The following is a 15,706-nucleotide window of genomic DNA, read 5'->3' on the forward strand; positions in this document are numbered from 1 at the left end:
CCAGATGCGAAGAGGAGCACCGTGAGCGAAATTCCGCCCGACCTGAACTACACCGCGGAGCATGAGTGGGTGCAGCGCGTCGGAGATGACACGGTGAAGGTCGGCATCACCGACTTCGCCCAGTCGTCGCTGGGCGACGTGGTGTTCGTCCAACTGCCCGACGTCGGCAGCGATGTCACGGCGGGGGAGTCGTTCGGCGAGGTGGAGTCGACGAAGTCGGTGTCCGACCTCTACTCCCCGGTCACCGCGAAAGTGGTTGCGGTCAACGGTGATCTGGAGGGCAACCCGCAGCTGGTCAACTCCGATCCCTACGGCGGGGGCTGGCTGGTCGAGCTGCAGGCAGACGCCGACGCGCTGGGCAGCGAGCTAGACGGGCTGCTGACCGCGGACGCCTACCAGGCTCTGGTGACCGAGTGAGATGTTGTTAGGGTGCCAGCGATCGGTTCCACCGTCTGACCCGGCGGTCTTCACGTTGATCCGGCGGGGGTGGACCCAACGGCGACCGCAGCGCGGTACGGTCGACGCAAGACGAAAGACGGCTGGAGAGGGGACCCACAGCGGGCCCGGCCAGATATCGCCACAGCAGCCAGTGAGGAGCAGCGGGTGACGGACAAGGATCAGAGCTCTGGGCCAGGCCAGACGTCTGACGATCTCACCGTTGAGACGACATCGGTGTTCCGCGCCGACTTCCTCAACGAGTTGGACGCGCCGCCGGCGGCAGGAGCCGAGGGGGCGGTCTCGGGCGTAGAGGGTCTGCCGGTCGGATCGGCACTTCTCGTCGTCAAGCGGGGGCCCAACGCGGGCTCGCGCTTTCTGCTGGATCAGCCCACCACATCGGCGGGGCGACATCCGGACAGCGACATCTTCCTCGACGACGTGACCGTGAGCCGTCGCCACGCAGAGTTCCGGCTGGAGAACGCGGAATTCCAGGTCGTCGACGTGGGCAGCCTCAACGGCACCTACGTCAACAGAGAACCGGTCGACTCGGCCGTGCTCGCCAACGGCGACGAAGTGCAGATCGGCAAGTTCCGCCTGGTCTTCCTGACTGGCCCCAAAACGGATGACAGCGGCCCGGGCACCTAAGTGACCGCCCCCGACACGCCCGCGCTAGCCGGGATGTCGATCGGAGCGGTGCTCGACTCGCTGCGACGAGACTTCCCGGACGTGACCATCTCCAAGATCCGTTTCCTGGAGGCCGAGGGACTGGTCACGCCGCAGCGGTCGGCGTCGGGATATCGGCGGTTCACCGCCTACGACTGTGCTCGGCTGCGATTCATCCTGACCGCGCAGCGCGACCAGTATCTGCCCCTGAAAGTGATCAAGGCGCAACTCGACGCCCAGCCCGATGGCGAGCTACCGCAGACCGGATCCGCTTACGGCGTACCGCGTTTGGTGCCGGTGTCGGGCGAGCCGGCCCAGAGCGACGCCGCCGTCGCGCCCACCCAGGCGCGGCTGAGCCGCGAGGACCTGCTGTCGCGTTCGGGCGTCGACGACATGCTTCTCACCTCATTGATCAAGGAGGGCGTGATCACGACGGGGCCCGCCGGATTCTTCGACGAGCACTCCGTGGTGATCGCCCAGTGCGCGCGTGCGCTCGCCGACTACGGGGTGGAGCCGCGCCATCTGCGCGCGTTCCGTTCGGCGGCCGACCGGCAGTCCGACCTGATCGCTCAGATCGCCGGGCCGGTGGTCAAGGCGGGTAAGGCCGGTGCGCGCGACCGTGCCGACGACCTGGCTCGCGAGGTGGCCGCGCTCGCGATCACGTTGCACACGTCGCTGATCAAGTCGGCCGTCCGCGACGTTCTCGACAGGTGAGGATTAGACTCGTCGTAAGTGGCTTCAGCGTGCGGAGGGCAGGCACAGATGGGTGAGGTTCGGGTGGTCGGCATTCGCGTGGAGCAGCCGCAGAACCAGCCAGTTCTGCTGCTGCGCGAGTCCAACGGTGACCGGTATCTGCCGATCTGGATCGGCCAGTCGGAGGCTGCGGCGATCGCGCTCGAGCAGCAGGGCGTCGAGCCCGCTCGTCCGCTGACCCACGACCTGATCCGAGATCTCATTGCCGCGCTTGGCCATTCGCTCAAAGAAGTGCGCATCGTCGACCTCCAGGAAGGCACCTTCTACGCCGATCTCATCTTCGATCGCGACATCAAGGTGTCGGCGCGGCCGTCGGACTCGGTGGCCATCGCGCTGCGGGTCGGGGTGCCGATCTACGTCGAAGAGGCCGTGCTCGCCGAGGCCGGGCTGCTGATACCCGACGAGAACGACGACGAGGCCACCGGCGCCGTTCGCGAGGACGAGGTCGAGAAGTTCAAGGAGTTCCTGGACAGCGTGTCGCCCGACGACTTCAAGGCCACCTGAACCCCGTCCTCTCAGGCTCCTCCCGCGCGTGTGCCCAACATCACGGATGCGTCTCAACTGATCGTTCCGGCTCGACACGCGGCTCCGGTTTCCCGGAACGGGGATCGGGGCAGCCATACTTTGATGGACGCGACGAGCAGTCAGGGTTCGTCGGGGAGCGTATGCTCGACACACTCGGGCTTTGGCAAACGTGCCGCGGTGCAGGTCACAGCCGCGAGTTGGATCGGCGAGAGGATTCTCAAGTGGTAGACAAGCCACGTCAGGAGCAGCTGGATCTCACGCCGAGCGACGGCGCACCGCAACCGCCCGCCACAGCTCCCAGCGAACCGGTGCAGGCCGGACTCTTCCCCGATGACTCGGTGCCGGACGAGCTCGTCGGCTACCGCGGGCCGAGCGCCTGCCAGATCGCAGGCATCACCTATCGCCAGTTGGACTACTGGGCCAGGACCTCACTGGTCGTGCCGTCGATCCGCAGCGCTGCGGGGTCCGGCAGCCAGCGGTTGTACTCGTTCAAGGACATTCTGGTCCTCAAGATCGTCAAGCGTCTGCTCGACACCGGCATCTCACTGCACAACATCCGGGTCGCGGTCGATCACCTTCGCCAGCGCGGCGTACGCGATCTGGCCAACATCACGTTGTTCTCCGACGGCACCACCGTTTACGAGTGCACCTCGGCCGAGGAGGTCGTCGACCTGCTGCAGGGCGGTCAGGGAGTGTTCGGCATCGCGGTGTCCGGCGCGATGCGGGAGCTGACCGGGGCCATCGCCGACTTCCCTGGCGAGCGGGCCGACGGGGGCGAATCGATCAGCGCCCCCGAAGACGAGCTGGCGAACCGGCGCAAGCACCGCGACCGCAAGATCGGCTGAGCACGGCTGCGCTCCGCTCCGCTACTGGATGACGGTAGAATCGGCAGCGCATCGCCCCTGTGCGGGAGAGATCCGTTGCGGCCAGCCACGGACGCCGAAGGAGCAATACCTCTCCGTCAAACTCTCAGGCACCCGGACCGCGCAGGGCCCCGAATGCCTCTGGAGCGCCCACACGGGGTTGACGACTGAGGGAGAGGAAACCTAGCGGGTTTCCTGCTTCCGACCTCAGGAGAGAGAGATGTTCTCCCACGATCAGCCGAACTTCGCCGACCGCCACATCGGGCCGGACGCGGACGCTGTCGCCGTCATGCTCAAGACCATCGGGGTGGGTTCGCTGGACGAACTCGCCGACAAGGCACTCCCCGCGGGCATCCTCGACAGTTTGTCAGCCGACGGTGTCGCGCCGGGACTCGACCGGCTGCCGCATGCTGCGACCGAGGAGCAGGCACTGGCGGAACTGCGCGCCCTCGCCGACGCCAACACCGTCGCGGTGTCGATGATCGGACAGGGCTACTACGACACGCTCACCCCGCCGGTGTTGCGCCGCAACATCCTCGAGAACCCCGCCTGGTACACCGCGTATACGCCCTATCAGCCGGAGATCAGCCAGGGCAGGCTCGAAGCGCTGCTGAACTTCCAGACCATGGTCGCCGACCTGACGGGCCTCGAGGTGGCCAACGCGTCGATGCTCGACGAGGGCACCGCCGCCGCAGAGGCGATGACGCTGATGCACCGGGCAGTGCGCGGTACCTCGAACCGGCTGGCCGTCGATGTCGACCTGTACCGGCAGACCGCCGCCGTGCTCGCCACAAGGGCCCAGCCGCTCGGCATCGAGATCATCACCGCCGACCTGCGCCAAGGTCTGCCCGACGGCGAGTTCTTCGGCGTCATCGCCCAGCTCCCCGGCGCCGGCGGGGAAGTGGTCGACTGGACCGACCTGGTGGGTCAGGCGCACGAGCGGGGCGCGCTGGTCGCGATCGGCGCCGACCTGCTGGCGCTGACGTTGATCATCCCGCCGGGTGAGGTCGGCGCGGACGTGGCCTTCGGCAGCACCCAACGCTTCGGTGTGCCAATGGGATTCGGCGGCCCGCACGCCGGATACCTTGCCGTGCACAGCAAGCAGGCACGACAGCTGCCCGGCCGGCTGGTCGGGGTGTCGGTGGACGCCGACGGCTCACCGGCCTACCGGCTGTCTCTGCAGACCCGCGAACAACACATCCGAAGGGACAAGGCGACCAGCAACATCTGCACGGCGCAGGTGCTGCTTGCCGTGATCGCCGCGATGTATGCCAGCTATCACGGGGCCGACGGGCTGACCGGCATCGCCCGCCGCGTGCACGACCGGGCCCGCGCGCTGGCGGCCGGCCTGACCGCCGCGGGCGTCGACGTGGTGCACGACAGGTTCTTCGACACCGTGCTGGCGCGGGTGCCCGGCCGGGCGGCACAGGTCAGGGACGACGCCAAGGCACGCGGCATCAACGTGTGGGTCGTCGACGACGATCACGTCTCCGTGTCGTGTGACGAGGCGAACACGCCCGAGCATGTCGCCGGTGTGCTCGCGGCGTTCGGAGCCGCACCGGCGGCGACATCCAGCAGCGGAGCCGCACCGGCGGCGACATCCAGCAGCGGAGCCGCACCGGCAGGCCAGTTCAGCGGACCGGACATCGCGACCCGGACATCGGAGTTCCTCACCCACCCCGCGTTCACCCGGTACCGCACCGAGACCGAGATGATGCGCTACCTGCGCTCGCTGGCCGACAAGGACATCGCGTTGGACCGCAGCATGATTCCGCTCGGCTCGTGCACCATGAAGCTCAACGCCGCCGCCGAGATGGAGCCGATCACCTGGCCCGAGTTCGCCCGCCAGCATCCGTTCGCCCCCCATTCCGACGCGCCTGGGCTGCGGAAGCTGATCGCCGACCTCGAGACCTGGCTGTCGCAGCTGACCGGTTACGACGCGGTGTCGCTGCAGCCCAACGCGGGCTCGCAGGGCGAGTATGCGGGGCTGCTGGCGATCCAGGCCTACCATGCCGAGCGCGGAGAAACCGATCGCGACGTGTGTCTCATCCCGTCGAGTGCGCACGGCACCAACGCGGCGTCGGCCGCGCTGGCGGGCATGCGGGTGGTGGTGGTTGCCTGCCGGGCCAACGGCGACGTCGACCTCGACGATCTGCGCGCCAAGGTCACCGAGCACGCGGACCGGTTGTCGGCCCTGATGATCACCTATCCGTCCACCCACGGCGTCTACGAGCACGACATCGCCGAGATCTGCGCGGCGGTGCACGACGTCGGTGGTCAGGTGTACGTCGACGGCGCGAACATCAACGCGCTCGTCGGGCTCGCGCGACCGGGGAAGTTCGGCGGCGACGTCAGCCACTTGAACCTGCACAAGACGTTCTGCATCCCGCACGGCGGCGGCGGACCGGGTGTCGGACCCGTCGCCGTCCGCGCGCACCTGCAGCCCTACCTGCCCGGCCATCCCATGGCCGAGGAAATGTCCGATGATCACACGGTGTCGTCGGCGCCCTACGGGTCGGCGTCGATCCTGCCGATCACCTGGGCGTACATCCGGATGATGGGTGCCGACGGGCTGCGCGCGGCATCGCTGACCGCGATCGCGTCGGCCAACTACATCGCCCGCCGCCTCGACGAGTACTACCCGGTGCTCTACACCGGGGAGAACGGCATGGTGGCCCACGAGTGCATCCTCGACCTCCGCGGCATCACGAAGTCGACCGGCGTGACCGTTGACGATGTCGCGAAGCGGTTGGCCGACTACGGCTTTCACGCGCCGACTATGAGTTTTCCTGTGGCGGGCACCCTGATGGTGGAGCCGACCGAGAGCGAGAGCATCGAGGAGGTGGATGCGTTCTGCGAGGCGATGATCGCCATCCGCGGCGAGATCGACCAGGTCGGCTCCGGCGCCTGGCCTGCCGAGGACAACCCGCTGAGGGGCGCCCCGCACACCGCGGAAAGCCTGGTCGTCGAGGACTGGTCTCATCCCTACAGCCGCGAGCAGGCGGCATATCCGCTGGGTAAGGGGTTCCGGCCGAAGGTGTGGCCACCGGTTCGACGTATCGACGGCGCGTATGGTGACAGGAACCTGATGTGCTCATGTCCACCGGTGGAGGCGTTCGCCTGATGTCCCGCATCGCTGCCGCGGCCGTACTGCTGATCGTGGGCATGTCTGCGTCGACCCCGCTGGCGTATGCCGATCCCGCACCTCCGCCACCGCCGCCAGGTCCGAAGACCAGCTTCGGCGACGGCACCTACGCGGTGGGAACCGACATCGTGCCAGGCGTGTACCAGTCCGCCGGTCCGGTCGAGGGCGGCGTCTGTTACTGGAAGCGCTCAAACGGCGACGGGACCGTCGCCAACGCGATGACGAAGAAGCCGCAGACGGTCCAAATCGAGGCGGGCGACACGACATTCAGGTCCAGCGAATGCCAGGACTGGCAGAAGACGGATGCCGCACCTCCCGCGGCTCCGAGCCCGGTGGACGTGATCGGGCAGTTGGGCAGTCTTATCGGAGTGGGCGCTGCCCCTGGCGGCAGTTGATGACGTCGGTAGCGTGACCCCCGCGAGCGTTGTCGCGTGGCGGGACGGCGGCCGCTTCCTCGAGACGAACGCCGGCTCGATCTTCGTTCGGTCCGGCGCGGGGGACGGCCCGACCATCCTTCTGCTGCACGGTTATCCGTCCAGCTCGTTCGACTACCGGCGGGTGGTGCCGCATCTGGTGGGCCGCGCCTGGCTGACGCTGGATTTCCTCGGGTTCGGCCTGTCGGACAAACCGCGGCCGCACCGCTACCGCCTTTTCGAACAGGCTGATCTGGTGCAGCGAGTGGTCGCCGATGCGGCCGAAGGGCCCGTCGAGTTGATCGCCCACGACATGGGGACGTCGGTGGCGACGGAACTGCTCGCCAGGGACCTGACCGGAGCGCTGCCCTTCGAACTGCAACGCGCCGTGCTCACCAACGGCAGCGTGCTCCTCGAACGTGCCAGCCTGCGGCCGATCCAGAAAATTCTGCGCAGCCGACTCGGCCCCCTTGTCGCACGATTCGCCAACCGCGCGATGTTCACCCGCGGCTTCGCCCGACTGTTCTCCGACGCCCATCCGCTGACGGCGGAGGAGGCCGATGCGCAGTGGGCCCTGATGTCAGCCGACGACGGCGCCAGGATTGCGCACCTGCTGATCTCCTACCTCGACGAGCGGGTGCGGAACGCGTCGAGATGGCATGGTGCCGTGCGTGATTGGCCGAAACCGCTGAGCTTTCTGTGGGGGCTGGAGGATCCGGTCGCCACCACGGAGGTGCTCGACGGCCTCCGGCAACTGCGACCTCGCGCGGAACGTCATCGAACTCCCCGGCGTCGGCCACTACCCTCAGGTCGAGGTACCGGACGAGTTCACCGCCGGTGCGCTGCGCCTGCTCGACTCGTCGCGCTAGCCGAGGAACTTGGTGAGCGCCGACGCGAGTTCAGGCGACGCCGACGTCGACAGGTTCTGGTAGGCGCCGCCGGTAGCTTGTGCGACCGCCTCCCACGTCGGGCGGTCGGGGTCGCCGCCGAAGTCGATCACGTTGATGGCGACCGGCTTTCCCGAGTCGAAGGTGCGGCGCACATAATCCTGCAGACCGCTGCCGTCCAGGCTCTGGTCGGTGTGTGGGCCCGCGGTGATCACCAGGACCGAGTTCGGCTGTCCCTGGCGGAACTTCTCGAGCGCGTCGTCGTAGATCATCCGTAACGTCGTGAACGACACCGCACCGCCGCTGGATGCGGTCTGTTCGTCCAGCGTCGCAGCGAGTGCGGCCGAACGCGGCCTGCCGTCGACGGGGTCGGCCAGCGGACCCGTCGGCACCTCGTTGCGGCCCTCGATGCCGTCGAATGTCCACAGCCCGACCGCAGCTGCCTGCGGCATCGACTGCAGCTGGGTGTCCAGGGCCGCAATGACATTGGCGAGCCGTGACTTGCCACCCTCCTGGGCGTTCATCGACTGGTCGAGCATGATGGTGACCGCTGGATTGCCGGTCGCGACGCTGCCTGCCGGAGCCGTCAGGGCGTTGGCCAGCGTCGCGCGCATCGCCGAGTCCCCGACCGAAAGAGGAGCCGAAACCGGTGCGAAGTTGGTGACGTCGCTCTTGGGGGTGTCGCCGCCATCGGTGCGGAAGCCCACCTTCGCCAACTCGCCGAGTTGTTCGGGCTTACGCAGGAACCGGGAGAATTCGCTGGCAGCGGTGATCTGCTCCTGTGACAGCCAGGTGCCCTTCAAAAGCACGGTCGGGTAATCGGCGGTGGCGGTCGGACCCGGCGGAATCCACGACGTGACGACGTTTTTCGCGTCGGGCAGCGACGTGCCGCGCTGAAACAACCGCTGCTCGGTTGTCACGACGGCGTGCACCGGCGCCGCGGCGGGGTCTGTCGCATTGAGCAGGGCATCGAGCGCGGTGGCCGACTTGTTGTCGGCGAGCTTGGGTTGAGCCGACATCAGCGTGTTGACTGCACCCGTGCCCGCACTGGCCGGCGATCCCGCCGGGGCCGACGCCGCCGCGACCGCTTCCGCGGCGAGGTAGGACGCGTCGCTGTCGCCGCTCAGCGGAAGCGCGAGCCGAAGCGACCCCCAGCCGGGCAGATTCATGGCGTTCAGCGAGTTCGGGTTGCTCTGAAGAGCGGGCAGCGTTCCCCAATTCTGCTGTCCGAGAGCACTCTTGAGTTGCGGTCGGATCGCCAGCACGACCGGCGAGCTGACCAGCGAACGACTGTCGTCGACGGTTTCCTCGCCTGCCACCGCCTCGAGCCGAGCCTGCGAGATCGAGCTGCCGGGGATCCACAGCGCAGGGCGCTCACCGAGTTCCGCGGGCCATGTGTCGACGAAGCCGTCGATCACCTGGTCTGATTCGGCCGGTTTCACGTTGAGCGCGACGCAGCTGTCGCCGACCGGGTTCGCCGTTTCGTTGAATTTTTTGGCAAGCGTGGCGATCTCGCCGGATATCGCCGGGTCGGCGATGACGGCCACCGATTTCTCGCCGTCCACGCATCGCGCGGAAGCGATTGTCGATCGGTCCGACAGCGCGTCGCCGAAGAAGCGCCACAGGATGAACGCCGCCACCACCACGACAACGGCGACAAGGGCGCCGATGACACCCCAGCTGACACCCCTGCGGCCGGTTTGGATCGCGCGGTGGCTGCCGGTCCATTCGCCGCCCTCCCAGTCACCGGAGTGCTGGGCGCGCGGCGGCGCCTTGGGCTCCGGCGTCCGTGCGCCGTAGGCCTGTCGTTCGGCGGCGGGCCGCCGATATCCGGGCTCGTCGGATTCCTGGTCGCGATAGCCGGTCTGCAGATAATCGGGCAGGTCGGACTGATCGGAACGCTCCGGGTACTCGGACTCGTAGCCCTCGTCGTAGGTCGCTCCGTACTCGGAGTCGAACTCCTGCTCACCGGCCTGCGGGTACTCGGGTTCGGAGTAACGCGGCTGCCGGTGGGTCGGTTCGTCGTAGTCGCCCTCGTCGTAGCGCGGGGAGCCGGGCTCCGGGGGAGACTGCCGATAGGCCGGGTGGTCGTAGGGCGGCACCAACGGCTGATCGAACTGCTCGGTCGCATCGCCGGCGCCGTGCGGGGGACCGCCTGAAGACTCCTCGGGGTCGGGAATGCTGTGCCTACCCACTCGTACGCCTGCGCCCTCTCAGTCTGCGGGTCATTGCTGGCCGTTCACTGCCACGCCGAAGTCTATCCAAATCGCGAAACATGCCGGTCAGCCGGCGTTGTTGGGATTCGCGGCTTTGAACTCCCTCCTGCGCCGGTGCAGGATCGGCTCGGTGTAGCCGTTCGGCTGTTGGCCGCCTGACAGGATCAGCTCCTGGGCGGCCTGAAACGCGATGCTGGCGTCGGGGTCCGTCGCCATCGGCCGGAACTCCGGGTCCGCTTCGTTCTGCTTGTCCACCACGGCGGCCATCCTGCGCAGGCTGGCCTTGACGTCCTCTTCGGTGATGACTCCGTGGCGCAGCCAGTTGGCCAGCAGCTGGCTGGAGATGCGCAGCGTGGCGCGATCCTCCATCAGCGCGACGTCGTGGATGTCGGGCACTTTGGAACACCCCACGCCCGCGTCGATCCAGCGCACGACATAACCAAGGATGGACTGGCAGTTGTTGTCGACTTCCTCGCGGATCTCCTCCGGCGCCCACGCCAGCTCCTTGGCGAGCGGAATGCTCAGCAGCTCGTCGATCGTGGTGCGGGACTTGCCCTGGAGCCCCTTCTGCACCTCGAACACGTCGACCTCGTGGTAGTGCATGGCATGCAGGGTGGCCGCCGTCGGCGACGGCACCCACGCGGTGGTGGCGCCCGCCTTCGGTTGGCCGATCTTCTGCTCGACCATGTCGGCCATCAGTTCGGTCATCGCCCACATGCCCTTGCCGATCTGCGCCTTGCCCGAGAAGCCGGTGGCAAGACCCGCGTCGACGTTGGCGTCCTCGTAGGCCTTGATCCATGTGGTGCCCTTCATCGCACCCTTGCGGATCATCGGACCGGCTTCCATCGAGGTGTGGATCTCATCGCCGGTACGGTCCAGGAAGCCGGTGTTGATGAACACCACCCGGTCGGCCGCGGCCTTGATGCAGGCCTTCAGGTTGAGGGTGGTGCGCCGCTCCTCGTCCATGATGCCGACCTTGATCGTGGTGGGCGGCAGCCCGAGAACGTCCTCGACACGGGCGAACAGCTCGGCGGTGAACGCCACCTCTTCTGGGCCGTGCATCTTCGGCTTGACGATGTAGATCGAACCCGCGCGGCTGGCGATCAGCGGCCCGTTGCCGTCGCCGGACTTCAACCCGTGCATGGCGATCACGCTGGTTAACAGCGCATCCTGGATGCCTTCCGGCACCTCGTTGCCGTCGGCGTCGACGATGGCGTCGTTGGTCATCAGGTGGCCGACATTGCGGACGAGCAGCAAGCTGCGGCCGGGTAGCGTGAGTTCCCCGCCATCCGGGGTCTTGTAGGTGCGATCGGAGTTGAGCACGCGGGTGAAGGTCTTGTCGCCCTTGCTGACGTCCTCGGACAGGTCGCCCTTGTTGAGCCCGAGCCAGTTGCGGTAACCCAACACCTTGTCCTCGGCGTCGACCGCGGCCACCGAGTCCTCGAAGTCGAAGATCGTGGTGATCGCCGACTCGACCACGACGTCCTTGATGCCCGCCTTGTCGGTCGAGCCGACTGGGGACTCGGGGTCCACGAGGATCTCGATGTGCAGGCCGTTGTTGACCAGAAGCACCGACCAGGATGGCGAGCCGAGCTCACCGGTGTAACCGATGAACTTGTCCGGGTCGGCGAGGCCGACCGACGAGCGCTCGCGAGAGTCGTCGACATCTCCGGACCCGTCGGCGGTCGACAGCGCCAGGCGGCCGTCGTCGACGCTCAACCCGGTGATGTCGGCCCACGAACCCGACTCCAGCGGCGCAGCCTTGTCGAGGAAATCCCGTGCGTAGGCGATGACCTTGTCACCGCGGACCTTGTTATAGCCCGCGGTCTTCTCGGCGCCTCCGTCCTCGGAGATGACGTCGGTGCCGTACAGCGCGTCGTACAGGGAACCCCAGCGCGCGTTCGCGGCGTTCAGCGCGAAGCGTGCGTTGAGCACCGGCACAACGAGCTGCGGGCCTGCGGTCTTGGTGATCTCGTCGTCCACGCCGGAGGTGGTGATGGTGAAGTCGCCGGGGTCGGGCTGCAGGTAGCCGATTTCGGTGAGGAACTCCTTGTAGGCCTTGAGGTCAAGCGGCTCGATGACGCGATGGCGGTGCCACCTGTCGATCTGAGCCTGCAGATCGTCCCGATGGGCCAGAAGTTCCTGGTTCTTGGGTGTCAGATCGGCGACGACCTTGTCGACTCCCGACCAGAAGGTGTCGGGAGCGATCTCGGTACCCGGCAGCGCCTCGTTGTTGACGAAGTCGTACAACGTCTGGGCGACGCGCAGGTTTCCCACCGTCACGCGATCGGTCATATTCTTCCTCCCTCGGCCACACGGCGCCGCTTGGCGCGCTGGCGTCGATCCAGTTTACCCGCGAGTAGCTGGGCTAATTCCTGGCGGCGGCCATCACCGCCACCAGCAATTCGTCGCACCGACCGGCAATCGCTGCCCGCAGCGGCACCGCCCGCCCGGCGATGTCCTGCTGCGCGCGGATATAGGCGGCCCGCCCCGCCGGGGTCTCGATGGCCATCGGTTCGAATCCGTAGTCGCGGAGATCATAGGGGCTCGCCCGCATATCGACCTCGCGGGCGTCGGCGGCCAGCCTGAGGCAGTCGAACAACAGCTCGGATTCCACGAGCGGACCCAGCTTGTAACACCACTTGTAGAGGTCCATGTTGGCGTGGACGCAGCCCGGTTGCTCCCACCCGGCCTGGTCGCGGCGCGACGGCCTGCCCGCGTTCAGCGCCGCTGCCGGCTCGGTGAAGAACCGGAACGCATCGAAGTGGGTGCAGCGCAACGGCATCGATTCCACCACCGCGTCGGTCTGCGCCGCGCCGAGCCGAAGCGGCACCTGGCCGTGGCGCACCGTCGGTGACCGGTACACCATCGCCCACTCGTGCATACCGAAGCAGTTCAAGCGGGCGGAGCGACTTGCGGTGGCCCGCAACAGCTTTCCAATGAACTCGACAGTTTCGATGCGGGCGCGCAGATGCTCGAGGGTCACCGTCACCCCGTCGGGGTGGGGGCCGTAGCCGGCGCGGTCCAGGTAGGGTCGAGCGGCTCCGCCGAGCACGACGCCGAACCCGGGATGCCAGACACGCAGTTGTCGTGGCCGCAGGCTGTAGTAGCGAAACAGGAAGTCCCACACCGGATGCGCTTCTCCGGCGCGCACGCGACGCAGATGCGGCTTCAGGAATTCCTCGACGCGGCGCCGATAGGCCTCCGCCCTGCCGGTCCAGTCGGCCTCGGGCAATAGCGCCTCAGCCGCCATGGGTCCGATGCCGCATGGCGCCGACGAGGTCCTCGACGAGGTCTTCGAGAGCCACCATCGCCGCGACATCGCCGTCGTCGCCGGTGACGAGCGCGAGGTGGCTGTTGCTGCGGCGCAGCCGGGAGAGCGCATCGGGCAGCGGCGCGGACGCGGCGACCTCCGGCAGCGGCCGGATCATCGAGAGGTCGATCACCGCGTCCGTGTCATCGACCAGCCTGAGCACGTCCTTGATGTGGATGTAGCCGATGAACCGTCCGCTGCCGTTGGTGATCGGAAAACGCGAGTAGCCGCTTTCGTCGAGCGCCTGCTGGATCGCGCGCAGCGTCGGGCCGGTGTCGTCGCCTGCCGCGGACACCGCATGCACCTCGCGCAGCGGTATGGCCACATCGGCGACGACCCGGGTGCGGATCTGCAGCGCCCGCGACAACCGGTTGTGCTCCTCGGGGTCGAGCAACCCCTCGGACAGGGACTCGGCGATCATCTCGGACAGCTCGACCGACGAAACCGTGTTCTCCAGTTCGGGTTTGGCCTTGATCCCGACGGTGCGAAGCGCCATGTGCGCGCACCAGTCGTAGACCGCGATGACCGGCCGGGCCATGCGGACCCACGCCAGATACGGCGGAACGAGCAGCATGGCCGCCGATTCCGGCCCGGCGATCGCGATGTTCTTCGGCACCATCTCGCCCAGCAACACGTGCAGCACCACCACGATCGTGATGGCGATGACGAACGACACCGTGTGCAGGAGCGCATCCGGCACGCCGACGAGTTCGAACGGTTTCTCCAGCAGGTGCGCCACCGCGGGTTCGCCTACCCGGCCGAGAAGGATCGAACAGATGGTGATGCCCAGCTGCGCACCCGCCAGCATCACCGAAAGGTTCTGACCCGCGCGGATCACCGTGACCGCGCGGCGCTTGCCCTGCTCGGCGAGTGCCTCGAGGCGGTCGCGACGCGCCGAGATCAAAGCGAACTCCGCACCGACGAAGAACGCGTTCGCCGCGAGCAGCAGCACGGTGAGCAGCACTCCGAAGATGTCACCCATCAGCGCTCACCCGTCGGGTCTTCGGACTCGCCGCGGCGGCCGAGCTTCGTCAGTTCCAGCAGGTCGATGCGACGTCCGTCCATCCGCACGACCGCGGCCAACCAGCGCACCGGATCGTCGATGGGGCCGTCGGGGTCGAACGCGGTCAGCTCGACCGCCTCACCGGGCTTCGGAATATGCCCCAGCTCCTGCATCACCAGGCCACCGATGGTCTCGTATTCGCCTTCCGGCGCCCGGAAGCCGGCATGCTCGGCGACTTCGTCGATGCGCAACAGCCCCGATACGCGCCAGCTGTCGCGGCTCATCCGCAACACGTCGGGTGTGACGTCGTCGTGCTCGTCACGAACGTCGCCGACGATCTCCTCGATCAGGTCTTCCATCGTCACCATGCCCGCGGTGCCGCCGTACTCGTCGGCGACCAGCACGGTCTGCAGCGAGCTGGCCCGCACCTGCGCCATCACATCGTCGCCGTCGAGGGTCGACGGAACGACGGGCACCCCCGACGCCAGCCCGGCCAGCGTCGTGCGCCGCCGCTCGTCGGACGCGACGTCGAAGATCTGCTTGACGTGCACCAGGCCGACGGTCTCGTCGAGGTCGCCTCGCACGATCGGGAAGCGTGAGTAGCCGGTCTCCATGGCCATCACCACCAGGTCGGCGACATTCTGGTCGGCCTGCAGGACCTCGATCTTGGAGCGCGGCGTCATCAGCTCCTCGGCCGTTCGCGAGCCGAATTGAAGCGACCGGTCGACCAGCGCGGCCGTGGTCGGGTCGAGTGCCCCCCGGCGCGCGGAGTTGCGGACCAGTGAACCGAGCTCCTGAGGCGAGCGTGCCGACCGCAGCTCCTCGGCGGGCTCGATGCCGAGTCTGCGGAGGATCCAGTTCGCGGTGCCGTTCGTCAATCTGATCAGCGGCGTGAAGAACATCGAGAACAGCACCTGGGGGCCTGCCACCATGCGGGCCGTTTCCAGCGGTTTGGCCACCGCGAGGTACTGCGCGACCAGTTCGCCGAAGACCATCGACACTGAGGTCGCGATCAGCAGCGAAAGCCCGAGGGCCAGCCCTCCCGCGATGCTCTCGGTCAACGACAGCGCCGCGAACACGGGCTCCAACAGCCGCGCGATCAGCGGCTCGGCGAGGTAGCCGGTGATCAGTGTGGTCAGCGAGATGCCGACCTGCGCTCCGGAGAGCTGGAAAGACAGCGTCTTGTGGGCGCGCTGCACCATATGGTCGCGCCGCCCGCCGGTGCGGGCGTTGGCGTCGACGGTGCTGCGCTCAAGGGCGGTCAGCGAGAACTCCGCCGCGACGAACACCGCCGTCCCCATCGTGAGGACGATGAAGGCCAGCAGGGCCAGCACGGTGTAGATGGGGCTCATCGCGTTGTCTCTAGGTGGTCGCCGGACCGCGAGCCCGGCCGACTAGAAGAGGGTTCGGCGTCGGACTCGACTTCAGTCACCTTTCCCGGCATCCCCGGGGCCGACCCCCCGGCCCGGAAGCTCGAGGCCTCAACG

At 67.5% G+C, this 15,706-nt stretch carries 12 protein-coding genes, 1 pseudogene and 1 riboswitch; of the genes and pseudogenes, 8 read left to right on the plus strand and 5 right to left on the minus strand.

Annotation, left to right across the window (positions count from 1 at the left end; all coding sequences use genetic code 11):
- Window positions 1–21 precede the first annotated feature (21 nt).
- The 8 genes and pseudogenes from gcvH (at window position 22) to C6A82_RS14310 (ending at window position 7,669) form a co-directional block, all read left to right on the plus strand.
- Entirely contained in the window at window positions 22–417 is a 396-nt protein-coding gene (gene gcvH, locus C6A82_RS14275) for a glycine cleavage system protein GcvH (RefSeq protein WP_105346201.1), read from the plus strand.
- Between the two features lie 186 nt (window positions 418–603).
- Window positions 604–1,083, plus strand: coding sequence for a glycogen accumulation regulator GarA (gene garA / locus C6A82_RS14280; RefSeq protein WP_105346199.1), 480 nt, complete (start codon window positions 604–606; stop codon window positions 1,081–1,083).
- On the plus strand, window positions 1,084–1,815 hold the full coding sequence (locus tag C6A82_RS14285) for a MerR family transcriptional regulator (RefSeq protein WP_199193815.1): 732 nt from the start codon (window positions 1,084–1,086) through the stop codon (window positions 1,813–1,815).
- A gap of 48 nt (window positions 1,816–1,863) precedes the next feature.
- Complete coding sequence (locus C6A82_RS14290; protein WP_105346197.1) at window positions 1,864–2,358, plus strand: bifunctional nuclease family protein; 495 nt, start codon at window positions 1,864–1,866, stop codon at window positions 2,356–2,358.
- Window positions 2,359–2,600: 242 nt separating this feature from the next.
- Window positions 2,601–3,224, plus strand: coding sequence for a MerR family transcriptional regulator (locus tag C6A82_RS14295; RefSeq protein ID WP_105346195.1), 624 nt, complete (start codon window positions 2,601–2,603; stop codon window positions 3,222–3,224).
- A 52-nt stretch (window positions 3,225–3,276) separates the two neighbouring features.
- Window positions 3,277–3,374, plus strand: a riboswitch (glycine riboswitch).
- An 88-nt stretch (window positions 3,375–3,462) separates the two neighbouring features.
- Window positions 3,463–6,366 (plus strand): aminomethyl-transferring glycine dehydrogenase, encoded by a 2,904-nt coding sequence (gene gcvP / locus C6A82_RS14300; protein ID WP_105346193.1) that lies wholly within the window; start codon window positions 3,463–3,465, stop codon window positions 6,364–6,366.
- The gene (locus C6A82_RS14305; protein ID WP_105346208.1) at window positions 6,366–6,782 is read left to right on the plus strand and encodes a hypothetical protein; all 417 of its coding nucleotides are present in this window, start codon (window positions 6,366–6,368) and stop codon (window positions 6,780–6,782) included. The genes gcvP and C6A82_RS14305 overlap by 1 nt, the downstream gene beginning before the upstream one ends.
- A 13-nt stretch (window positions 6,783–6,795) precedes the next feature.
- Window positions 6,796–7,669, plus strand: a pseudogene (locus C6A82_RS14310) (alpha/beta fold hydrolase).
- On the opposite strand, the gene C6A82_RS14315 reads toward C6A82_RS14310, so the two are convergent.
- The 5 genes from C6A82_RS14315 to C6A82_RS14335 form a co-directional block, all read right to left on the minus strand.
- Complete coding sequence (locus C6A82_RS14315; RefSeq protein ID WP_105346192.1) at window positions 7,666–9,882, minus strand: hypothetical protein; 2,217 nt, start codon at window positions 9,880–9,882, stop codon at window positions 7,666–7,668. The pseudogene C6A82_RS14310 and the gene C6A82_RS14315 overlap by 4 nt on opposite strands.
- An 87-nt stretch (window positions 9,883–9,969) precedes the next feature.
- Window positions 9,970–12,198 (minus strand): malate synthase G, encoded by a 2,229-nt coding sequence (locus C6A82_RS14320; RefSeq protein ID WP_105346190.1) that lies wholly within the window; start codon window positions 12,196–12,198, stop codon window positions 9,970–9,972.
- Window positions 12,199–12,271: 73 nt separating this feature from the next.
- On the minus strand, window positions 12,272–13,156 hold the full coding sequence (locus C6A82_RS14325) for a 3-methyladenine DNA glycosylase (RefSeq protein WP_105346189.1): 885 nt from the start codon (window positions 13,154–13,156) through the stop codon (window positions 12,272–12,274).
- Window positions 13,146–14,198, minus strand: a complete 1,053-nt coding sequence (locus C6A82_RS14330) for a hemolysin family protein (RefSeq protein ID WP_105346187.1) — start codon at window positions 14,196–14,198, stop codon at window positions 13,146–13,148. Before C6A82_RS14330 ends, C6A82_RS14325 begins: the two co-directional genes overlap by 11 nt.
- Complete coding sequence (locus C6A82_RS14335; RefSeq protein ID WP_105346186.1) at window positions 14,198–15,571, minus strand: hemolysin family protein; 1,374 nt, start codon at window positions 15,569–15,571, stop codon at window positions 14,198–14,200. The genes C6A82_RS14330 and C6A82_RS14335 overlap by 1 nt, the downstream gene beginning before the upstream one ends.
- Window positions 15,572–15,706: the final 135 nt, after the last annotated feature.

Origin of the sequence: Mycobacterium sp. ITM-2016-00318 (assembly GCF_002968285.2) — a bacterium.
GTDB lineage: Bacteria > Actinomycetota > Actinomycetes > Mycobacteriales > Mycobacteriaceae > Mycobacterium.